Raw genomic sequence first — 21,053 nt, forward strand, 5'->3', positions numbered from 1 at the left:
GTGGGTCACCGGGCCGTCGGGCGGCGGCGGCGCGGTCGACGCGCTCGCCCACCCGGTGTCGGTGCTGGCCCTGCTCGGGCTGCTCGCGTCGTCGTGGGCGGGCAGGCTACGCGGCACGCTGAGCTGGAAGGGGCGTGCGCTGTGAGCCGGGTCGTGGTGGTCGGCGCCGGGCTGGGCGGGCTCGCGGCGGCGGCGCGGCTCGCCGCCGCCGGGCACGCGGTCACCGTGTTCGAGCGGGCCGACACCCCGGGAGGGAAGCTCGGCGTCGTCACCCGGGACGGGTTCACCTTCGACACCGGTCCGTCGCTGCTCACGATGCCGGACCTGCTCGACGACCTGTTCGCCGCGACCGGCGGTCCCGCGGACCTGCCGGTCACGCCGGTCGACCCGGCCTGCGGCTACGTCTTCGCCGACGGCACCCGGCTGGACCTCCCGCACGCCGTGGCCGCGGTCCCGGCCGCCCTCGACGCCGCCCTGGGCGACGGCGCCGGCGCGTCCTGGACGGCGTTGCACGAGCACTCGCGACGGCTGTGGGGCCTCGTCGGGGAGCCGGTCCTGCGCCGCCCGCTCACCACGGCCGCGCTCGCCCGGATGAGCGCCCGCCCGGCCGACCTGCGCGCGGTCGCGCCGTGGCGGACCCTCGACGGGCTGGGCGCGCGGCTGCTGCCCGACCCGCGGCTGCGGACCTGGCTGAACCGCTACGCCACCTACTCCGGTTCCGACCCGCGCCGCACCCCCGCGGTGCTGGCGGTGACCGCCTTCGTCGAGCAGGAGTTCGGCGCGTGGTGGGTGCCGGGCGGGCTGCGCCGCATCGTCGACGCCGTCGTGGACCGCTGCGTCGCCCTCGGCGTCACGCTCCACCCGGGCACCCCCGTCGACGAGGTCCTCGTGGAACGCGGCCGTGCCGCCGGGGTCCGGGCCGGGGGCCGCGAGGTGCGCGCCGACGTCGTCGTGTCCGGGGTCGACGCGCACGTGCTGCACGAGCGGCTGCTCCCCCGCGACGTCGCGCGCCGGGCCCGCAGGCGGCTGCACCGCACGCCCCGCTCGACCGCCGGGTTCGTGCTGCTGCTCGGGCTGTCCGGCCGGGAGCCCGGGCCGGCGCACCGGGTCTGGTTCCCGCGCGACCAGCACGCCGAGTTCGACGCGATCTTCGGTCGCGAGCCCCGCCCGGTGCCCGACCCGACGGTGTACGTGCACACCCCCGACGACCCGGCGCTGCGCCCCGACGACGCCTCCGAGGGCTGGTTCGTGCTGGTCAACGCGCCCCTGCACGCCCCGGGGCGCGGTGTCGACTGGGACGCCCCCGGGCTCGCGGAGCGCTACCGGGACCGGGTGCTCGGCGTGCTCGCCGCCCGCGGCGCCGACGTGCGAGACCGCCTGCGGTTCGCCGAGGTCCTGACCCCGGCCGAGCTGGAGCGGCGCACCGGTTCGCCGGGCGGCGCGATCTACGGCACCGCCTCGCACGGCCCCCGGGCCGCGCTGCGCCGGCCCGCCAACCGCGGCCCGGTGCCGGGCCTCTACCTGGTGGGCGGGTCCGCGCACCCGGGCGGCGGCATCCCGCTGGTGCTGATGTCGGCCGAGATCGTCGCCGGGCTCATCGGCCCGGCGGGGACTCCGGGAACCGCGGCGGGGTCGTCCGGACCACGCCCACCGCGAGCTGCACCAGCCCGACCGCACCCAGGACCGTCCAGGTGAGGGCGAAGACGGTCCCCCACGACACCCCGACCAGTGGCGGGCCGGCCGGGAGCACCGCCGCACCGAGTGCGGGCAGGGCGACCACGACCAGCCGGGTCGGCCGCTCGGCGACGGTCACCGCGCCCACCCCCGGCATGCCGACCGACTGCGCGCGGGCCCGCAGGAACTCGTGCACGAAGACCAGCGCGAGCGCCGCGAGGACCCAGCCGGGCGCGGCGCCGAGCGCGACCAGCACCGCCCCGAGCAGCAGGTCCCCGAGGCGGTCGGCGACGGCGTCGACCACCGCACCCAGCGGCCGGGCCCGCCCGGTGCGCAGCGCGACGGCACCGTCGAGGCCGTCGAGCACCCCCGCCGCGACCACGAGCAGGGCTGTCACCGCCGTCCACGGCGCCCCGGCCGGCGCGACCGCCCATGCCCCGGCCAGCACGACCACGCCGGACAGCGACAGCACGTCCGGTGGGACCCGGGCGACCGGGCCCGCGGAGAGGACCCGCACCATCCGGAGCCAGCCGCGTACCACCGGGGAGGGCCGGATGCCGCCGTGCAGGGCCGACCAGCCGTCGTCGTCCCCGGTCGTCATCGGACCAGCGTGCCAGCGCCGCACGGGGGGCGCGCCGTGAACCGGGCCCGCGCCCTCGCCCGCCGGCTCGGCAACACCTTCCCCGGCAGCGACATCGCGCTGTGGGCCGCCGGTGCGACCTACTTCGGGGTGATCGGGCTGGTCCCGCTGGCGATGGTGGCGTTGTGGGGCGTCGGCGCGCTGGCCGGGCCGGGGACGGTGACCACGGCGATGGAGGCGGCGATCGGCGGGCTCCCCGGCGGGCACGGCACGCCCGAGGCGCTGCGCACACTGGCCGCGGTGTCGCTGTCGATGGCCTGGTGGCAGGCGCTGGTCGTGCTGTTCCCGGCCAGCCTCTACGGCGAGGGCCTGCGCCGCGCGTTCGTCCAGATGTCCGCAGCCCGCGACCGTCTCACCGGCTGGCGCGGCCGCGCCGGGCTGCTCGGGGTCGCGGCGGTCGCGCCGTTCCTCGTGCTGGTCGTGCTGGGCGCGGCGCCCTACGTCGGGCCGCTCTACGCCGCGGGTGGCTGGTCGCTGGTGTGGGGCGTCGTGGTCGCGTTCCACGTGGTGTGGGTGACGCTGTCGACCGCGCTGCTCGCGGTGTTCGGGCTGGTCGGGCCGGGGCGGCTGGGCCGGCGCGCGCTGGTGCTCGGCGCGTTCGGCACCGGGTCGGTGCTGGCCGGGTTCCTGCAGGGTTTCCTGCTGTTCCTGGCCATCCCGATCGAGTGGTCGGCGCCGTTCGCCGGGCTGCCCGTGGTCGGGACGGTGTCGGCGCTGGCGCTGTGGCTCTACCTGCTGCACATCCTGGTGCTGTGCGGGTTCCGCGCCACCGTGGTGCTCGACGAGGTCCTCACCGCCCGGGACCGGTGATCCCGGGCGGTGCGGACCTGCCGGTCACATGCCCATGCCGCCGTCGACCGGCAGGCCGGCGCCGTTGACGAACCGGGCGGCGTCGGAGGCGAGGAAGGTGACCGCGTCGGCGATGTCGGCGACCTCGCCGAGCCGGCCGGACGGGGTCAGCTCGACCACTGCCCCGACCGCGGCCTCGGGGCTCTCGAACAGTCCGAGACCGGCGGTCTCGACGGCGAGCTTCTGCCCCATCGCGGTCGGCACCAGCCCGGGGTAGACGCAGTTGACGCGTACCCCGTAGCCGAGCTTGCCCGACTCCATCGCCGCGACCCGGGTGAGCCGGTCGACGCCGGACTTGGTCGCGGAGTAGCCGGCGATCGCGGGGAACGCGATGGTGGCGGCGACCGAGGACACGTTGATCACGGCGCCGCCACGGCCCGCCGGGCCACCCGGGCGCATCGCCCGGAACGCGTGCTTGATGCCGAGCATCGTGCCGAGCAGGTTGATCTCGAGCATCCGGCGGACGTCGTCGGGCTCGGTGTCGACCAGCAGCTGGGTGACTTCGACGCCCGCGTTGTTGACCACGACGTCGAGGGCGCCGAACCGCTCCACGGTCTCGGCGACCGCGGCGGTCCAGGACGCGTCGTCGGTGACGTCGAGGTGCACGAACCCGTGCTGCTCGCCGAGGGACTTCGCCAGCGTGGCGCCTGCCTCGTCCTGCAGGTCGGCGACGACGATCCGGCCGCCGGAGTCGGCCATCGCGCGGGCCATCCCCTCGCCCAGTCCCTGTGCTCCTCCGGTCACCAGCACGGTGCGTCCGGTCAGGTCGATCTGCGTCACGGCGACTCCAGTGTCGATCGGTGATGGGGGCCACACCCTGCCGCGATCTCTGACCAGTTGTCAAGATATCGTCGGGCGGGCGTCCAGAACGAGGGCGTCGGAGGCGCAACGGTCGGTTACAGTGGCTGTCGAGCGGACGACGGGAGGGGGCCGCGTGGCACGGGCGAACCCGGTCGACAAGCACGACGCGCGCCGCCGCGCGCTGGCGGACTCGGCCCTGCAGACCCTCGGCGAGCTCGGCTACGCCCGGGCGTCGCTGCGCGAGATCGCGCAGAACTCCCCGTACAGCCACGGCGTCGTGCACTACTACTTCGCCGACAAGCTGGAGCTGATCGTCTACTGCGTGCGTCAGTACAAGGCGGTGTGCGTGACCCGCTACGACGGCGCCGTCGCCGACGCGACGACGGCCGACGGCCTGGTCACCGCGTTCGCGGACAAGCTGTGCGAGACGGTCGTCGACGAGGCCCCGATGCACCGCCTCTGGTACGACCTGCGCGCCCAGAGCATGTTCGAGCCGAACCTGCGCGAGGCCGTCGGCCAGATCGACCGCACCCTGGAGGACATGGTGTGGCGGGTCGTGACCCGCTACGCCGAACTCGCCGGCACCGAGGTCGCGCTGGGCCGGCACGCCGCCTACGGGATGGTCGACGGGGTGTTCCAGCAGGCGCTGCTCGGGTTCCTGAGCGGCGAGGACCCGCACGCGCTGGACACGCTGCGCACCGAGGTGCGCGACCTGCTGCCACTGACCCTGCGCCCGGCGCCGGTCGGCGCGGGCGCCGGGGCCTGAAGCCGGCACTCAGTCCGGCGCGGTGTCTTTCCCGCCGTGTGCCCGGGCGATGCCGTGCGCTGCGGCGCGCAGCGCCGGGACGAGGGTGCGGGCCCGGCCGTCGTGCGGCTGCACCGTCGACAGCGCCGCGACGACGGCCCCGTCCCGGCCGCGCACCGGGACCGCGACACCGGTCGCGTCGGGGTGCACGTGGCCCTCGGTGACGACGTGGCCGTCGCGCCGGACGCGGGCGAGCAGGACCCGCAGCCGGTCCGGGTCGGTCACCGTGGCGGGGGTCCGTCGTTCCAGGGGCGCCGCGAGCACCCGTTCCTGCTGCTCGGGCGGCGCGTGGGCGAGCAGCACCAGCCCCGATGACGAGACGTGCAGCGGCAGCCGCCCGGCGATCCGGGTCAGGTTGACCACCGCCCCGGGCGCGGAGAGCCGCTCCAGGAAGATGACCTCGTCGCCGTCGAGGACACCCAGCTGCACGTGGTGCCCGACGACCGCGTGCAGGTCCCCGAGGAACGGCAGGGCCGCGGCCCGCAGGGTCAGCGTCGGCGACGCCCGCTGCCCCAGCTCCCACAGCCGCATCCCGATCCGCAGCCGCCCGGAGCCGGTGCGGGTGAGCAGCCCCTGCTCGACGAGCTGCCCGACCAGCCGTGACGCGGTCGCGACGTGCAGCCCCGAGGCGCGGGCGATCTCGGCGACGCCCAGCTCGGCCCGCCCGGGCTCGAACACCGACAGGATCCGCACCGCCCGGGCCAGCACCGGTTCGCCCCCGACCACGGGTCGAGTCTGCCCCAGGGTGCCTCCCCGGTCACGCGGCCCGGTGGCGATCACCTGCCCGTGACGCCGCGACGGGCGGGCCGGCCCGGGCCCGTCGTCGCGGGTGCCCCGTACGGACCGTCGGACGGATACCGCCCCGTGGCTCAGCCCTGCGGGACGCGGAGGCCCGACATCCCGCCGTCGACCGCCAGGACGGCGCCGGTGAGAGAGCGCTGGTGCGGGTCGGCGAGGTGGAGGACGGCCCGCGCGACCTCCTCCATCCCCACGAGGCCCCCGGTCGGCTGGCGGCTGCGCAACGCCGCGAGCTCGGTGTCGGGGTCGGCGGCGGCGTCGAGCAGCCGGCCGATCCACGGGGTGTCCACGGTGCCGGGGCACACGCAGTTGACGCGGATGCCGTCGCGGACGTGGTCGGCGGCCATGGCCCGCGTCAGGGACAGCACGGCCCCCTTGCTCGCCGAGTACAACGCCCGGTCGGGCAGTCCGGCGGTGGCCACGATGGAGCCGACGTTCACGACCGAGGCCGAGCCCGCGCGGCGCAGTGCGGGTAGCGCGGCCCTGGTCGTGCGCACCAGCCCGAGGAGGTTCACGTCGAGAACCCGACGCCACTCGTCGAGGTCGTTGGCCTCGACGGTGCCGGCCGCGCCGACACCGGCGTTGTTGACCAGGATGTCGATCCGGCCGAACGCCGTCATGACCTCGTCGACGGCGGCGGTGACGGAGTCGTCGTCGGTGACGTCGGCGCGCACGCCGAGCAGCGGGCTCGGCACATCGCCCGGATCGAGGTCGAGCACGGCGACCCGGGCGCCGCGCGCCGCGAACAGGGCCGCCGTGGCTGCGCCGATGCCGGAGGCCCCGCCGGTGACGACGGCGGTCAGCCCGGCGAAGTCCGCGCGGGGGTCGGTGGTGGTGTCGGTCATGGCAGGGTCTGTCCTCCGTCGACGTGCCAGGACTGCCCGGTGACGAACCGGCTGGTGTCCGAGGCGAGCACCAGGGCCAGGTCGGCGACGTCCTGCGGGGTGGTGAGACGTCCCATCGGGATGCCGGTGCGGTACTTCGCGGGGTCACCGTGGATCTGGCGCTCCGGGCCGACGCCGAGCTCACGCCACTGGGCGCGTTGCAGCTCGGTGTCGCAGGAGCCGGGGCACAGCGTGTTGACCCGGATCTGCTCGGCGGCGAGTTCCAGCGCCAGGCAGCGGGCCATCATGTCCGTGGCCGCCTTGGACGCGCAGTACGCACCCAGGTCCATCCGCGGGGTCCGGGCACAGTTCGAGGTGACCACGACGATCGAGCCGGGCCCGCCGCGGGCACGCATGTGGCCCGCCGCGGCGCGCACCGACAGGAACGCCGCCCGGGTGTTGACGGCGAACTGGGCGTCCCAGTCCTCGACGGCGGAGGTGACCAGGTCACCGGCCCGCAGGATGCCGGCGTTGTTAACGAACACCTCGGGTGCCCCGAGCCGCTCGACGACCTCGGCGAACGCCCGGTCGACGGCGTCGGCGTCGGTGAGGTCGGCCGACACCGGGACGCCGCCGAGCTCCTCGGCGACCGACCGCGCGCCGTCGGCGTCCTTGTCGATCACCGCCACCCGGGCCCCGGCGTCGGCCAGCGCCGTGGCGATGGCCCGGCCGATGCCGCGGGCCGCGCCGGTGACGGCGGCGGTGCGACCGGTGAGATCGAGTGCGGTCACGACGCGACCTCCCCGGTGGTGTGGTCGGCGTACCGGGCCCGCATGGTGAGCAGGGACGCCAGGCTGATCACGGCGGTGGCGACGAGGAGCGCCGCCATCGGCCAGGACGCCTGGTCGTAGGCGACCAGCAGTGCGCTGGCCACGAGCGGGACCAGCCCGCCGAGCATGCCGCCGATCTGGTAACCCAGGGAGGCACCCGAGTAGCGGAGCGCGGGCGGGAACATCTCCGAGTACAGCGCCGCCTGCGGCCCGTACATCAACGGGTGCCCGATGCCCATGATCACGATGACACCGAGGAACAGCAGCGGCGTCGACATCGTCTCGATCAGCCAGAACAGCGGGAACGCGAACACCGCCACCAGGATCGCCCCGGCCGCGAACACCGGTCGTCGGCCGACCCGGTCCGACAGCGCGCCGAACAGCGGAACGGTGCCGCACATGATCACGGCGGCGACCAGGACGGCGGCGAGGAACGTGCCGCGCGGGATGCCCAGGTGCGACGTGGCCCAGGACAGCCCGAGCACGGTGACCAGGTAGAAAACCGTGTTGATCACGATGAACGCGCCGGCGGCGCCGAGCACACTGCCCGGGTGCCGGGCCAGTGCGTCGCGCACGGGCAGCCGTGCGGTCTCCCCGGCCGACTGCATCTGCGCGAACACCGGGGACTCCATCAGCCGCAGCCGCACGACGAGCCCGACGACGATGAGCAGCGCGCTGGCCAGGAACGGCACCCGCCAGCCCCAGGACAGGAAGTCCTCGTCGGGCAGGCTGCTCACCGCGGAGAACGCCGCGGTGGACAGCACGAGCCCGAGCGGGCTGCCGACCTGCGGCCACGACCCGTACCAGCCTGCTCTGCCGGGCGGCGCGTGCTCCACGGCCATCAGCACCGCACCGCCCCATTCGCCGCCGACGGCGACGCCCTGCACGAACCGGAGCGCCACGATGAGGACCGGGGCCAGGATGCCGATCTCGGCGAAGCCGGGGACCAGACCCATCGCCAGGGTCCCGAGGCCCATCGCGAGCAGCGAGACCACCAGCATCTTCTTGCGGCCGACCCGGTCGCCGTAGTGACCGAACACGATGCCGCCGAGCGGGCGGGCGGCGAAGCCCACCGCGTAGGTGGACAGCGAGGCGAGCAGGCCCGCACCCGGCGAGAACTCGGGGAAGAACAGTTTCGGGAACACCAGCGCTGCGGCGGTGCCGTAGATGTAGAAGTCGTACCACTCGACGGTGGTGCCGATCAGGCTGGCGAAGGCGACCTTGCTGCTCTGCCGCCGGTTGCCCGGTGGTGCGTGTACTGCGCTCACTGACGGCTCTGTCATGGCACGGGACCTCTTGTCGATCGATGTCAGGGGGTGGGGGCGGATCGAGCGCTGGGCGCCAGGGCGGCGTCGAAGGCGCTGGTGATGGCCTCGCGGGCCTTGCCGGCCCGGGCGGCGTCGCCGACGACGAGCACCGTGCTCCCCGGGTCGACGGGCAGTCGGCGGGCCAGTTCGGCGCCGCGTCCGGTGCGGAGCCGGTAGTAGAGCGCGTCCCGGATCCGCGGGGAGGCGAACAGGCGGGCAGCCGCCCGCGAGCGGGCGGCACGGGTGCGCAGCAGGCGGGGGACGACGGCGCCGAGGCCGAACCGGTAGTGCGCGCCGGTGGCCACGACCACCAGGTCGGCGCCGCGCAGGTCGTCACCGGCGGCTTCGGAGCCGTAGCGGAACCGGACGCCGCCGAGCCGGCAGGTCCGTTCCAGCTCGTCGATGTAGGCGGTGAACGTCGGTTCGGCCGCGGCGACGTCGTTGAACCGTGGGGCGAGCCCGGTGAGCCGGAACGCCCCGCCGGGGCGCTCCGCCCTGTCGATCACCGTGACGTCGTTGCCCTCGGCGACCTGGGAGGCGTAGGTCAGCCCGGCCGGTCCGGCGCCGAGCACCACGATCCGGCGACCTCCCGGGGCGCTCGTGCCGGCGTAGACCTCCTCCCGGCCGGTCGCCGGGTTGACCACACAGGACAGCTGCGCGCCGGAGCGCATGTTCGTGATGCAGTGGTTGCAGGCCAGGCAACGCCGGACGGGGACTCCGGCCTGCGCCTTGGCCACCCAGTGCGGGTCCGCGATCAGTGGGCGGCCCAGGGCCACGATGTCGAGCTTGCCGTCGGCCACGGCGCCGGCGGCGAGGTCGGGGTCGCCGAGCCGCCCGACCCCGATCACCGGGACGTCGACGAGCTGCTTCATCCGTGCCGCGTACTCGACGAACGTCGCCGCGGGGTACGCCATCGGTGGGATCATCCGCTCGGCGGCGGGCAGGGAGCGGTAGTGCCCGGCGGTCACGCTGACCGCGTCGGCACCGTTCTGCTCCGCCCACCGGCCGACCTGCATGCCCTCGTCGGCGGTGAGCCCGCCCGGGAAGAAGTCCTCCACCCCGATCCGGAAGATCACCGGCAGGCCCGGGACCTCGGACTTGATGCGGCGCAGGATCTCCAGCCCGAACCGTGCCCGGTTCTCCAGCGACCCGCCGTAGGCGTCGGAGCGGGTGTTCTCCAGCGGGGACAGGAACTGCGAGATCAGGTAGCCGTGTGCGCCGTGCAGCTCGACCATGTCGAACCCGGCCCGCTGTGCGCGGGCCGCCGCGGCCACGTAGGCGTCGACCGTCTCGCGGATCCGGGCGGCCGACATGGCTTCCGGGACGGCGAGCTCGGCGTCGATCTCGAAGACCGGGGTGGGCACCGCCGACGGCGCCACGGGGGTGGTGCCGGAGACGACGGACCGCGCCCGGCTGCCGCCGTGCCCGAGCTGGATCGACGCCCGCGCCCCGGCCTCGTGCAGCGTGCCCACCAGCCGGCGCAGGCCGGGAAGGAACATGTCGTCGTAGATGCCCAGCTCGCGGAACCGGTGCTTGCCGGCGATCTCGGGTGAGGCCATCTCGACGGTGACCAGGCCGACACCACCGTCGGCGCGGGCCCGGTAGTAGGCGAGCGTCGCCTCGGTGACGTGCCCGGCGTCGTCCGCGAGGCGGGTGGTCATCGAGGGCAGCAGCGTGCGGTTGCGGAGCCGCACGCCCCCGATCTCGATCGGGTCGAACAGGCCGGGGACCTCAGCCACGGGGCAGCTCCGCCCGCTCGACGGCCGCCCGCAGCGTGGCCCGCTCGGTGTCGGGCACCGGCTGCAGGGGTGGGCGGACGTGCGCGGCGTCGATCCGGCCCAGCTGCGCCAGCGCCACCTTCATCCGGTTGTGCCCGTCCAGGAACGGATCCGCGTAGCAGGCCTCGGCGAAGGGCTGGATGCGGTCCCAGACCCGGCGTGCCTCACCCAGGTCCTGCTTCTCCACCGCGCGGAACAGCTCCACCTGCAGGTCCACGACGACGCTGCCGTGCCCGGAGAGGATCCCGTCGGCGCCGAGCACCAGGGAGGCGAGCAGCGAGCGGCTGAAGCTGGACAGCAGCGACACCGGCCGGTCCAGCGCTCGCAGCGCCCGCAGGTTGCGCTCGTAGGCGACGATGTCGTTCGACCACTCCTTCACCGCGACCACGCTGTCGATCTCGGAACAGATCCGGACCAGCGTGTCGGTGTCCAGCCGGAGTCCCGACGTCGCCGGGTAGACGAACGCGATCATCGGGAGCGACGTGGCATCGGCGATCGTGGCGTAGTGGCTCACCGCCATCTCCGGGCGCAGCTGTGCCCCGCCCTCGAACACGACTGTGGGGAACACGAGCAGCCCGTCGGCTCCGGCGGCTTCGGCATCCGCGGCGATCCGCGCGGCCTTGGCCGAGCCGTCCTGGTACACCCCGGAGATGACCGGGACCCGCCCGGCGACCTCGTCGAGGACGATGTCGAGCTGGCGGCGCTGCTCGTCCGCGGTCAGCGTGGCCACCTCGGAGGCGTGCGCGTTGGTCGTGATGCCCGCGACGCCCTCGACGTCGAGCAGCGCACGCAGGTGGCGGCGGAGGTTGGTCTCGTCGATCTGCAGGTCGTCGGTGAACGGGAGCAGATGCGCCGGGATCACCCCGTGGAAGGAGACCATCGTCGGTTCCGTCCTCTCGTCGTCGGCTCGGCTTCTCCTCGTCGGATCAGCGCGCTGACACCGACGCTAGGCCGGTCGACCATGCGGGATGAAATGCCGTTTCAGCACCGCTTATGCTTCCGGTGCATGACAGAGATTCCTGCGGAGCACGGAGTGGAGTTCCGGCATCTCCGCGCCTTCGTGGCCGTTGCCCGGGAGCGGAACTTCACCCGCGCTGCGCACCATCTCCGGATCACCCAGCCTGCTCTGAGCCGCACCGTCGCCTCGCTGGAACGACTGCTCGGCACCACGCTCCTGGCACGGAACCGCCGGACGGTGCAGTTGACCGCCGCCGGTCAGCAGGTCCTGCCACACGTGCACCGGGTGCTGGCGGCGCTCGACGAGGCGGTCGGCGCCGCGACCGGCGCACCTCCCACCCTGCGGGTCGGCTTCACCTGGGGCTCCACGGCCGAGTACACCGCGCCGATCGTGCGCGACTTCGAACGTGCCCACCCGGACGTGACGGTGGAGATCCGGCGTTACGACGACACCGTGGCCGGTCTGGCAGACGGGCGTACGCACGTGGGTTTCCTGCCGGGTGACCCCGGTGACCCCCGGTTCGGGACGCTGGTGCTCGCCGACGAGCCCCGCGTCGTGGCCCTGCCGGCGGACCACCGGCTGGTGGACGGCGGGACCGTGGTGCTGGACGACCTCGCCGACGAGGCGATCGTGATCAACGTGGTGTCGGGCACGACCACGCTCGATCTCTGGGAGCCGGCCCGGCGCCCGGACACCGTCGTGCGTGTGCGGAACGTCGACGAATGGATGGAGGCGATCGCGGCCGGGCGGGGCGTCGGGCTCACCCCCGCGTCCACCGGACGGCTCTACACCCACCCGCAGATCCGCTACCGGCTCGTCTCCGACTCGCCACGGGTACCGATCACGCTGGCCTGGCCCCGGTTGGCCGCGCACCCGCTGGTCGCGGACTTCGTCGCCAGCGCCGAGCGCCTGCGACACCTGTCCGATCCCACCACCACCTAGGCCGGCGTGACCCGCAGCGGCATCGACGCCCAGGCGCGCATGGTGTTGTTCGGCCGTCGGCGCGGTGGCCCGGCGGGGGTGATCGTCGCGACCCGCGCGGCGAGCGCGGCCAGCACCGCCTCGGCCTCCAGCCGGGCGACGTGCTGGCCGACGCACTGGTGCAGCCCCATCCCGAACCCGACGTGGCCCGACGGGTCACGGTCGAGGTCGAAGGTGCCCGCGCCGGGGCCCCAGTGCCGAGGGTCCCGGTTCGCCGAGCCGAGGAACATCAGCACCTTGCGCCCGGCCGGGACCCGCACGCCGGCGAGCTCGGTGTCGGTCGCCGTCGTGCGGAAGAAGGTCTGTACCGGTGACTCCCAGCGGACCGCCTCGTCGAACGCGACCCGGGCGAGCCCGGGGTCGGCGCGCAGCCGCGCCCACTGATCCGGGTACCGGGCGACGGCGTGCAGCACCGCCGCGAGCCCGGTGACGGTGGTGTCGACCCCGGCCGACAGGAGCGACCGCACGACCAGCGGAGCCTGCTCGGCGGTGATGTCGCCGCGGTCGGCGGCGGCCCAGATGTCGGCACCGAACCCCTCCCCGGCCAGGGCGTCGCGGGCGCACTGGGCGTTCACCCAGGCCGAGAGCTCCCCGAGCCGCGGAAGCTTCTCTTCCAGCAGCGCGTTGCGCGGGCCGAAGGCGTTGAACAGCAGGTCGCCGTAGGGCAGCAGGTTCTCCCGGCCCTGCTCGGGTAGCCCGACGGCGTCGGGGAACACGCGCAGCGGGAACGCCTCGGCGACGGCGGGGACGGCGTCGAACTCGTACCCGCCGGCCAGCACCTCGTCGACGAGGATCTCGGCGTCGGCCGCCCAGCGCTCCCGCAGCACGCGCAACGCCCGGGGGCCGAGGACCTTCCCGAGCACGCGGCGGGGCGCGTCGTGGTGCGGCGGATCGGCCTCCAGCAGCAGCGACGGCGGCCGCCACGGTGGTTCGGTGTGGAAGTTCAGCATCCCGACCCCGGCCCCGGAACGGAAGGACTGCCAGTCGACGAGCGCGGCCCGGACATCGGTGTAGCGGCCGAGGGCGAGCACGTCGTAGCGGGTGAGCCGGACCAGCGGGCCCGCGGCGCGGAGTTCCTCGTGGAACGCGAGCGGGTCGGTGAGGACCTCGGGGGCGAACGGGTCGACGTCGGTGGTGGGCAGGTGGTCGAGCGCGGCCGTCATGGGCGCTGCCTTCCGGTCGGATCGGGTCGGGGTACGGCTCAGAGGTCGAGGACCAGTCGCGGGCCGACCGAGCGCGAGACGCAGACGAGCATGCAGTCGGCGGCGGCGCGCTCGTCGTCGTCGAGGACGGAGTCGCGGTGGTCCGGCTCGCCCGCCAGCACGGTCGTCTCGCAGGTCCCGCAGGTGCCCTGCCTGCAGGAGGACAGGACGTCGACGCCGGCGTCGGCGACCGCGTCGAGCACGCTGCGCCCGGGCGGCACGGTCACCTCGGTCCCGCGGCGGGCGAGGTGGACCGCGAAGGCGGTGTCGCGGACCGGGCCGGTCGCGCGCGGGACGAAGCGCTCGGTCCGCACCGTGTGCGACGGCCACCCGGCCGTGGTCTCGGCCAGCGCCGCGAGCAGCGGGGCGGGACCGCAGCCGTACACCCGGGTGTCCGGGGTGGGCCGCCCCAGGAAGCCGGGGAGGTCGAGCAGGCCGTGCTCGTCCTGCGGGACGATCCGGACCCGGTCCCCGTGGACCGCGAGCTCACGGGTGAACGCCATCGATGCGCGGGTACGGCCGCCGTAGAGCAGCGCCCAGTCCGCGCCGAGCAGGTCCGCCGTGGTGATCATCGGCAGGATCGGGGTGATCCCGATGCCGCCCGCGACGAACAGGTAGCGCGGGGCCGGGACCAGCGGGAAGTTGTTGCGCGGCCCGCCGAGACCGATCTCGTCCCCGACCGCGAGGCGGTCGTGGACCCAGGCCGAGCCGCCGCGTCCGGCGGGCTCGCGCAGTACGGCGACGCGGTAGCGGTGGGCCTCCCACCGGTCCCCGCACAGCGAGTACTGGCGGGTGTGCCCGCCGGGCAGGACGAGGTCGACGTGCGCACCGGGGGTCCAGTCCGGCAGCCGCCCGCCGTCGGCGGCGACCAGCTCCAGCGACACCACGCCGTCGGACTCCCGGTGGCGGCCCGCCACCCGGACCGTGCGGTTCTCGGCACCGGTCACCGCTGCTCCCCTCGTCGTCGAGGAGCCGAGCATCCGTCGCGAGGCCACCGTCCGGGAAGGCGACTCTCGCTCAGTGAGAGACCGGGTTCAGGCGGTTCCCGCCAGGCTCCGGCCGGCGGCCCGGCCGGAGAAGATGCAGCCACCGAGGAACGTGCCCTCCAGCGCGTTGTACCCGTGCACCCCGCCCCCGCCGAACCCGGCGGCCTCCCCCGCCGCGTAGAGCCCGGGGATCGGTTCGCCGTGGGCGTCGAGGGCGCGGGAGTCGAGGTCGGTCTGGATCCCGCCGAGGGTCTTGCGGGTCAGCACGTGCAGCTTCACCCCGATCAGCGGACCGGCGGCGGGGTCGAGGATCCGGTGCGGCGCCGCGACCCGCCCGATCCGGTCACCGAGCGAGCGGCGGGCGTTGTGGATGCCCTGGACCTGGGCGTCCTTGCTGTAGGGGTGGGCCAGCTGCCGGTCACGGGCCTCGATCTGGCCGCGGATCAGGGCCGGGTCGAGCGGCGGGGCGTCGGTGAGGGCGTTCATCCCCGCGACGAGCTCGTCGAGGGTGTCGGCGACGACGAAGTCCTCCCCGTGGGTCGTGAACGCCTCGACCGGGCCGGGCGCACCCCGGCTGAGCAGCCGTTCGCGGAGGAAGGCACTGCGGCGACCGGAGGTGATGTCGGGGTTCTGCTCGGAGCCCGACAGCGCGAACTCCTTCTCGACGATCTTCTGGGTGAGCACGAACCAGGAGTGGTCGTAGGGCGCGATGTCCGGGGTGGTGCGCAGGTGGCGCAGGGTGCCGAGGGTGTCGTAGCCGGGCAGGTACGGCGCGGGCAGCCGCCGCCCCAGCGCGTCGAACCACATCGACGACGGCCCGGGCAGGATGCGGATGGCGTGGCCGGGCCAGACCGGGTCCCAGTTCACGACGCCCTCGGTGTAGTGCCACATGCGGTCGCGGTTGACCAGCCGCACACCCGCGTCGGCGGCGATGTCGAGCATCCGGCCGTCCACATAGGCGGGCACCCCGGTGATCATCGACGACGGCGGGGTGCCCATCCGCTCGGGCCAGTACCGGCGGACCATCTCGTGGTTCGCGCCGATCCCGCCGGTGGCCAGGACGACCGCGGGCGCGGAGAGGGTGAACTCCCCGGTCACGTCGCGGTTGCTGGGTGCGCCGCGCGGCGAGTCGTCCGGGGCGAGGACGGCGCCGCGGACGCCGGTGACGGCGCCGTCGGTGCGGACCAGCCCGTCGACGCGGTGCCGGTGGTGGAAGGTCACCAGCCCGGCCTCGGCGGCGCGCAGGGCGGAGTCGACGAACGGTCCGACGACGCCCGTACCGGTCCCCCAGCTCACGTGGAAGCGGGGCACGGAATTGCCGTGGCCGGTGGCGGTGAGGTCGCCGCGCTCGGCCCAGCCGACCGTGGGGAGGAAGGAGATGCCCAGCTCGGTGAGGTAGGCGCGCTTCTCCCCCGCGGCGAACTCGACGTAGGCGCGGGCCCAGCGCGCGGCGTGGGTGTCCTCGTCGTCGAGGCGGTCGAAGCCGGCGCTGCCCTGCCAGTCGCTCCAGGCCAGCTCGACCGAGTCGTGCACCCGCATGCGGCGCTGCTCGGGGCTGTCGACGAGGAAGATGCCGCCGAAGGACCACCACGCCTGCCCGCCCAGGTCGACCGGCCCCTCCTGGTCGACGACGGCGACCCGGCGGCCCCGCCGGGTCAGCTCGTGAGTGGCGACCAGACCGGCCAGCCCGGCCCCGACGACGATCACGTCCGCGTCCATGCCACTCCCGTTCGTCGCCGGCCCACCGCACCCCGGCAGGGGCGGCCGGTACGCACAGACGTATCAGATCCGGACCCGGGAACGGGTGACGGGCGGGTCGCGGCGCCCGTGCGCCGCGACCCGCCCGCCGGGGCCCCGGGGTCAGCGCACGACGGTCGTGGTCACCCGTGTGGCGTTGTTGGCGAGCTTCGGGTCACGGACCTGCGACGGGGCGACGCCCGCGTCGAGGGTCCGCACCCCGGCCGCCGTGCGGTCCACGGTCACGGTGATCGTGAAGGTCCGCTCGGTGCCCGCGGCGATGCTCGGGACCAGGTAGGCGACGCTGCGGCCGCCGCTGACGATCCCGCCCTGGGCCGCGGTGGCCCGCAGGCCGGTCGGGAGGGTGACGGCACCGGCGACCCGGGTCGCGGCGGCCGGGCCCGCGTTGCGGATGGTCACGGTGACGGGAAGGGTTGTGCCCGCCTTCGTCGTGCCCGGCACGCCGAGCCTGATCGAGAGGTCGGCCTCCCGCGGGATCACCGGCGCGGGGGTAACGGTGAGGGCGAACGTGGTGCTCATCGTGCCGGCGGTGGCGGTGACCGTCACCGGGCCCGCGGTGTCACCGGCGGACAGTGCCGGGCCGGTGGCGACGCCGTCGGCGCCGGTGGTGGCGGTGGCGGTGGCCCCGCCGGGGAAGGCGGCGCTGCCGCCGGTCACCGTGAAGGTGACGTTCTGGCCCGCCACCGGGGCGTTGCCCGCTCCGGTGAGGGTGGCCGACAGCGGCTGGGCGAAGACGGTGCGGACCTGGGCGCTCTGCCCGTTGCCGCCGGTTGCGGCGAGCGCGGTCGGGACGACCGGGTTGTCGAAGTCCACCGTGGTGCCGTTGATCCGCAGGTTGTCGACGCCCGAGCGCAGCCCCGGGTTGCCGCTGCCCTGGTTGACCGCGATCCCGCCGACGACGACGGCGTCGGGCAGCGCGGCCTTCACCGCGGCGAAGCCGGCGGTGTAGCTGTCGAAGCCGTACTTGTTGGGCACACCGGTGACGGGGTCCGTCCCACTGGCCCACCACCCGCCGCCGGTGCTCGACGCCGGCCACGTCTGCCAGGTCCCGTCCTGCAGCGGCGTGGTCGCGGTGTAGACGGGCTCGAACACCAGCGTGGTGAACGTGGAGCCTGCCTTGTTCGGGTTGACCGGGATGTTGAGCGCGGGGACCTGCCGCGAGTCGTTGCCCTGCTCGACGAGGGTCTGGTACTCGAGGTCGGTGATCTCCGAGAGCTTGCGCCCGGTGAAGGCCTGGGCGTACACGGTGACCTTGTCACCGCCGCCGGGGGTGTCCAGGCGCAGGTAGCCGCGTCCGGTGCGGGCCCGGGCGTCGTCGACGACGGTGGCGGTGCCGGCGCCCCGGACGGCCGTGCAGTACCCGGTCGGGCTCACCGTCGCGCCGCACGCCGGGATCTGGTCGTCGGAGACCCGGACGCCGTCGGAGGCGGCGGCGGTCCCGGCGACGAGCGGGACGAACCCGACCGCCGCCACCAGCGCGGCCGCCAGCAGGCGTCGTCCGCCCACCCGTGCTCCGTGCTCCCCGACCCGACGCGCCATGACTGCCTCCACCGCTCCGCCCGTCCCCGGGCCGTCGTCGCCGGGGCCTCTGCGCTCCCGACGGCCCCTGTGTCGTGGCGGCGGCCACGGTCGCTACACGACCTCATCAGAGCTGATGACCCACTCGGAGCATCACCAGGTGAGCCGGTCGGGGCACGGTCGGCTCCCACCGTCGACGCAACGACGACACGCGGACGGACACGCCGGACCGGTCGTCGGACACCGGCCACCGGTCCGCCCGCGGGCGGGGCCGGCCACCGACCGGACCGGGATTCGCAGCGCGTCCACAGCGGTCCGGCCGACGGATCACAGGAGTGCCCTCTACCGTTGATCCGGTCAGCGGGACGAGCGTGGGAGGTGGACGTGCGGACCGACACCCGGCCCGGCCACGGCCCCTCCCGCCCGCGGTGGCACGTCCCCGGGCTGCTCGGCGCCGCGCTCGCGCGGCCCGCGACCGGCGCCCTGTTCGACGGGCCGGCCGAGGACCCCGGTGACCACTTCTGCTCCGCCTCGGTGGTCGAGTCCACCACCGGCGACCTCGTCGTCACCGCCGCGCACTGCGTCGCCGACGGCGACGCGGACGCGACGACGGTGTCCGGCACCGCCGGGACGCTCGACGAGGACCAGTGGCAGCTCGACCGGCCCGGCCTCGACCAGGGTTCCAGCGGCGGCCCGTGGCTGACCGGCCCGGACGACTCCGAGATCCTGGCCGTCACCGGTGGCTACCAGCAGGGCGGGGACTCCCCCGACGTCTCCTACGGCGCCGACCTCGGCCCGGCCGTGCAGTCGGCGTACCGCTCGGCCGGGGGCACCGACTGAGCCGGCTCGTCGCCTGGTGGGACCGCCACCAGGTCGCGCTGTACCTGGCCGCGATCCTCGCCGGGGCGCTCCTCGGTCTCCTCGCGCCGCGGATCGCGCCCGCGCTCGCCGCGTCGGTCACCCCGCTGCTCGCGCTGCTGCTGTTCGCGACGTTCCTCGCGGTCCCGCTCGCCGACCTCGCGCGGGCCCTGACCGGTACCCGTTTCCCGGTGGTCGTGCTGGTGGCGAACGCCGTGGTGGTCCCGCCGGTCGCGATCGGGCTGTCGCGATGGGTCGCCGACGACCGCGGCCTGCTCGTGGGCGTCCTGCTCGTGCTGCTGACGCCGTGCATCGACTACGTCGTCGTGTTCACCGGGCTCGCCGGTGGCGCCCGCGCGCAGATGCTCGCCGCGACACCGCTGCTGATGGTCGCGCAGATGCTCCTGCTGCCCGGCTACCTGTGGCTCGCGGCCGGACCGGAGGTCCTCGCCGTGGTCGAGGCCGGGCCGTTCCTGCACGCGTTCCTCGTACTGGTCCTGGCCCCGCTGGCCGCGGCGGCCCTGGTCCAGGGCCTGCGACGACGGCGCCCGGCCGGCCGCGCAGTCCGTGTCGAGGGCGCCGTCGCCGGGGCGATGGTGCCGCTGATGGCGGCGACCCTGGCCGCGGTCGTGGGCTCGCAGACCGCCGCCGTCGGGGCGCAGGCGCTCACCCTGGTGCGGCTGGTGCCGCTCTACCTGGCGTTCGTCGTCGCGGCCGTGGTGATCGGTCTGCTCACCGCCCGGGTGGCCCGCCTGGACGTGCCGGCCACCCGGGCGGTGGTGTTCTCGGTGACGACCCGCAACTCGCTGGTCGTCCTCCCGCTCGCGCTGGCGCTGCCCGGCGCGCTCGCCCTCGCCCCGCTCGCCGTCGTCACCCAGACCCTGGTCGAGCTCGTCGCCCTGGTCGTGCTGGTACGGCTGGTGCCGGTGCTCGTCCCCGCCCGGTGAGCGGTCGGCCCGGTCACCGGGCCGGGCCGCGCCCCGCCCAGCTCCAGGCGTACGACGGGTCCTCGCAGGCCCGTCCGCCCTCACCGAGGGCCAGCGGCCGGAACGTGTCGACCATGACCGCGAGCTCGTCGAAGGACTCCGCGCCGAGCGCCCGCTCGACGGCGCCGGGCTGCGGGCCGTGGCTGTGCCCGCCCGGGTGCAGCGAGATCGATCCCTGCCCGATCCCGGAGCCCTTGCGGGCCTCGTAGTCGCCACCGCAGTAGAACATGACCTCGTCGGAGTCCACATTGGCGTGGTAATAGGGCACCGGTACGGCGAGCGGGTGGTAGTCGACCTTGCGCGGCACGAAGTTGCAGATCACGAAGCCGGAGCCCTCGAAGACCTGGTGCACCGGCGGTGGCTGGTGCACGCGGCCGGTGATCGGCTCGAAGTCGGCGACGTTGAACGTGTACGGGTACAGGCAGCCGTCCCAGCCGACGACGTCGAACGGGTGGGTGGGCACCACGTAGCGGGTGCCGGTGATCCCGTCGGGCCCGCCCCGGTGCTTCACCAGCACCTCGACGTCGGTCTGCTCGACGAGCAGCGGCGCCCCCGGTCCGTGCAGGTCGCGCTCGCAGTACGGGGCGTGCTCGAGCAGCTGGCCGTAGCGCGACAGGTACCGCTTGGGCGGGGCGATGTGCGACGACGCCTCGATGGCGTAGGCGCGCAGCGGCTCGGAACCGGTGGGGACCCAGCGGTGGGTCGTCGCCCGCGGGAGGACGACGTAGTCGCCCCCGGCCACGTCCAGCGCGCCGAACACGGTCTCGACGATCGCCGACCCGGACTCCAGGTAGACGACCTCGTTCGCCGACGGCATTGCGGTAGAGCGGGCTGGTCTCCCCCGCGACGACGTAGGAGATCCGCACGTCGGCGTTGCCGAGCACCAGCCGGCGCCCGGTCACGACGTCGACCGACTTCCAGTCCGGGGTGCCGAGGTCGTGCAGCCGCAGGTGGCGCGGGAGGAGCGGCCGGTTGTCGGTCAGCGACTGGTCGCCCGGGTCCCAGGGGGTGGCGTCGACGATCGCCGACGGGACGCCCGCGTGGTAGAGCAGCGAGGAGTCCGAGGAGAAGCCCTCCTCCCCCATCAGCTCCTCGTAGTAGAGCGTCCCGTCGGGACGCCGGTGCTGGGTGTGCCGCTTCGGCGGGACGTCACCGGCTCGCCTGTAGTACGCCATCGTGGCCCTCCTCCGGTCCGTTCGATGTCCGTGCCCGTGGCGGTGGCGCCGTCGTGCCGCGGGCGGTCGCGCGGGCGAGGGCGGCCGCGACGTCGTCGCGGGACGGGGCGGCGAGCACGGCGGCGACGTGGGCGTCCGGGCGGAGCAGCCATACCTCGTCGGGCCGGGCGGCCAGGGCGGCCGTCACCGTCGGACCGGCTCCGTCCCCCGACGCAGGCCCGTCTCCGAACCCGGCTCCGGTCCCGGCTCCGCCGAGGGCTCCGGCGACGGTGCCCGTGCGGCCGTCCAGCTCGGCGAGGGCGAGCATCCGGACCGGGCCGGGCAG

18 protein-coding genes and 2 pseudogenes are annotated in these 21,053 nt (G+C 74.8%); 6 read left to right on the forward strand and 14 right to left on the reverse strand.

Translation table 11 applies throughout. The features are described from left to right. Nucleotides 1-141: 141 nt before the first annotated feature. Entirely contained in the window at nt 142-1,695 is a 1,554-nt protein-coding gene (locus NH602_RS12865) for an NAD(P)/FAD-dependent oxidoreductase (RefSeq protein WP_253067946.1), read from the forward strand. On the opposite strand, the gene NH602_RS12870 is transcribed toward NH602_RS12865, so the two are convergent. Beyond that, nucleotides 1,595-2,275: a CDP-alcohol phosphatidyltransferase family protein gene (locus tag NH602_RS12870; protein ID WP_073573950.1), complete on the reverse strand. Its 681-nt coding sequence runs from the start codon at nt 2,273-2,275 to the stop codon at nt 1,595-1,597. The genes NH602_RS12865 and NH602_RS12870 overlap by 101 nt on opposite strands. 36 nt (nt 2,276-2,311) lie before the next feature. Between NH602_RS12870 and NH602_RS12875 the strand changes: the two genes are divergently transcribed. After that, on the forward strand, nt 2,312-3,124 hold the full coding sequence (locus NH602_RS12875) for a YhjD/YihY/BrkB family envelope integrity protein (RefSeq protein ID WP_157818529.1): 813 nt from the start codon (nt 2,312-2,314) through the stop codon (nt 3,122-3,124). A 24-nt stretch (nt 3,125-3,148) separates the two neighbouring features. Here the strand turns inward: NH602_RS12875 and NH602_RS12880 are convergent, their stop codons facing one another. Next, on the reverse strand, nt 3,149-3,943 hold the full coding sequence (locus tag NH602_RS12880) for an SDR family NAD(P)-dependent oxidoreductase (RefSeq protein ID WP_073573952.1): 795 nt from the start codon (nt 3,941-3,943) through the stop codon (nt 3,149-3,151). Between the two features lie 154 nt (nt 3,944-4,097). Between NH602_RS12880 and NH602_RS12885 the strand changes: the two genes are divergently transcribed. Then, a complete protein-coding gene (locus tag NH602_RS12885) occupies nt 4,098-4,730 on the forward strand; it encodes a TetR/AcrR family transcriptional regulator (protein ID WP_073573953.1) in 633 nt (210 codons plus the stop codon). 9 nt (nt 4,731-4,739) lie between these two features. On the opposite strand, the gene NH602_RS12890 is transcribed toward NH602_RS12885, so the two are convergent. From NH602_RS12890 to NH602_RS12915, 6 genes are all read right to left on the reverse strand, one after another. After that, on the reverse strand, nt 4,740-5,495 hold the full coding sequence (locus NH602_RS12890; protein ID WP_073573954.1) for an IclR family transcriptional regulator: 756 nt from the start codon (nt 5,493-5,495) through the stop codon (nt 4,740-4,742). Nucleotides 5,496-5,638: 143 nt separating this feature from the next. Further along, complete coding sequence (locus NH602_RS12895) at nt 5,639-6,412, reverse strand: SDR family NAD(P)-dependent oxidoreductase (protein ID WP_253067947.1); 774 nt, start codon at nt 6,410-6,412, stop codon at nt 5,639-5,641. Next, nucleotides 6,409-7,182, reverse strand: a complete 774-nt coding sequence (locus tag NH602_RS12900; protein WP_073573956.1) for an SDR family NAD(P)-dependent oxidoreductase — start codon at nt 7,180-7,182, stop codon at nt 6,409-6,411. Before NH602_RS12900 ends, NH602_RS12895 begins: the two co-directional genes overlap by 4 nt. Continuing rightward, nucleotides 7,179-8,489, reverse strand: a complete 1,311-nt coding sequence (locus NH602_RS12905; RefSeq protein ID WP_208623071.1) for an MFS transporter — start codon at nt 8,487-8,489, stop codon at nt 7,179-7,181. The genes NH602_RS12900 and NH602_RS12905 overlap by 4 nt, the downstream gene beginning before the upstream one ends. Before the next feature lie 41 nt (nt 8,490-8,530). Continuing rightward, nucleotides 8,531-10,267: an NAD(P)-binding protein gene (locus NH602_RS12910; protein WP_253067948.1), complete on the reverse strand. Its 1,737-nt coding sequence runs from the start codon at nt 10,265-10,267 to the stop codon at nt 8,531-8,533. Then, nucleotides 10,260-11,186, reverse strand: a complete 927-nt coding sequence (locus tag NH602_RS12915; protein WP_073573959.1) for a dihydrodipicolinate synthase family protein — start codon at nt 11,184-11,186, stop codon at nt 10,260-10,262. The genes NH602_RS12910 and NH602_RS12915 overlap by 8 nt, the downstream gene beginning before the upstream one ends. 126 nt (nt 11,187-11,312) lie before the next feature. Between NH602_RS12915 and NH602_RS12920 the strand changes: the two genes are divergently transcribed. Continuing rightward, nucleotides 11,313-12,206 (forward strand): LysR family transcriptional regulator, encoded by an 894-nt coding sequence (locus tag NH602_RS12920; protein ID WP_073573960.1) that lies wholly within the window; start codon nt 11,313-11,315, stop codon nt 12,204-12,206. Here NH602_RS12920 and NH602_RS12925 read toward each other — a convergent pair. The 4 genes from NH602_RS12925 to NH602_RS31910 form a co-directional block, all read right to left on the reverse strand. After that, nucleotides 12,203-13,408 (reverse strand): cytochrome P450, encoded by a 1,206-nt coding sequence (locus tag NH602_RS12925; protein ID WP_073573961.1) that lies wholly within the window; start codon nt 13,406-13,408, stop codon nt 12,203-12,205. The genes NH602_RS12920 and NH602_RS12925 overlap by 4 nt on opposite strands. 38 nt (nt 13,409-13,446) lie before the next feature. Further along, nucleotides 13,447-14,427: a 2Fe-2S iron-sulfur cluster-binding protein gene (locus NH602_RS12930; protein WP_374210163.1), complete on the reverse strand. Its 981-nt coding sequence runs from the start codon at nt 14,425-14,427 to the stop codon at nt 13,447-13,449. Between the two features lie 54 nt (nt 14,428-14,481). Beyond that, nucleotides 14,482-16,152: an FAD-binding dehydrogenase gene (locus NH602_RS12935; RefSeq protein WP_179760389.1), complete on the reverse strand. Its 1,671-nt coding sequence runs from the start codon at nt 16,150-16,152 to the stop codon at nt 14,482-14,484. A 141-nt stretch (nt 16,153-16,293) separates the two neighbouring features. Further along, a complete protein-coding gene (locus NH602_RS31910; RefSeq protein WP_253067950.1) occupies nt 16,294-17,697 on the reverse strand; it encodes a DUF11 domain-containing protein in 1,404 nt (467 codons plus the stop codon). Nucleotides 17,698-18,087: 390 nt separating this feature from the next. On the opposite strand from NH602_RS31910, the gene NH602_RS12945 reads away from it, so the two are divergent. Beyond that, nucleotides 18,088-18,549, forward strand: coding sequence for a hypothetical protein (locus NH602_RS12945; protein ID WP_253067951.1), 462 nt, complete (start codon nt 18,088-18,090; stop codon nt 18,547-18,549). A gap of 53 nt (nt 18,550-18,602) precedes the next feature. Beyond that, nucleotides 18,603-19,514, forward strand: coding sequence for an arsenic resistance protein (locus NH602_RS12950; RefSeq protein ID WP_308292834.1), 912 nt, complete (start codon nt 18,603-18,605; stop codon nt 19,512-19,514). 13 nt (nt 19,515-19,527) lie between these two features. On the opposite strand, the pseudogene NH602_RS12955 reads toward NH602_RS12950, so the two are convergent. Together NH602_RS12955 and NH602_RS12960 are read right to left on the reverse strand one after the other, a co-directional pair. Beyond that, nucleotides 19,528-20,728, reverse strand: a pseudogene (locus NH602_RS12955) (homogentisate 1,2-dioxygenase). Continuing rightward, a pseudogene (locus NH602_RS12960) lies at nt 20,703-21,053 on the reverse strand (hypothetical protein); the annotation flags it as partial. The pseudogenes NH602_RS12960 and NH602_RS12955, both read right to left, overlap by 26 nt.

The organism is Pseudonocardia sp. McavD-2-B, from assembly GCF_024124365.1.
Lineage (GTDB): Bacteria > Actinomycetota > Actinomycetes > Mycobacteriales > Pseudonocardiaceae > Pseudonocardia > Pseudonocardia alni.

Coding starts and splice junctions, on each gene's coding strand:
- NH602_RS12935 (WP_179760389.1), bottom strand. CDS start 16,152: ATGGACGCGGACGTGATCGTCGTCGGGGCCGGGCTGGCCGGTCTGGTC.
- NH602_RS12930 (WP_374210163.1), bottom strand. CDS start 14,427: ATGCTCGGCTCCTCGACGACGAGGGGAGCAGCGGTGACCGGTGCCGAG.
- NH602_RS12915 (WP_073573959.1), bottom strand. CDS start 11,186: ATGGTCTCCTTCCACGGGGTGATCCCGGCGCATCTGCTCCCGTTCACC.
- NH602_RS12925 (WP_073573961.1), bottom strand. CDS start 13,408: ATGACGGCCGCGCTCGACCACCTGCCCACCACCGACGTCGACCCGTTC.
- NH602_RS12895 (WP_253067947.1), bottom strand. CDS start 6,412: ATGACCGACACCACCACCGACCCCCGCGCGGACTTCGCCGGGCTGACC.
- NH602_RS12920 (WP_073573960.1), top strand. CDS start 11,313: ATGACAGAGATTCCTGCGGAGCACGGAGTGGAGTTCCGGCATCTCCGC.
- NH602_RS12870 (WP_073573950.1), bottom strand. CDS start 2,275: ATGACGACCGGGGACGACGACGGCTGGTCGGCCCTGCACGGCGGCATC.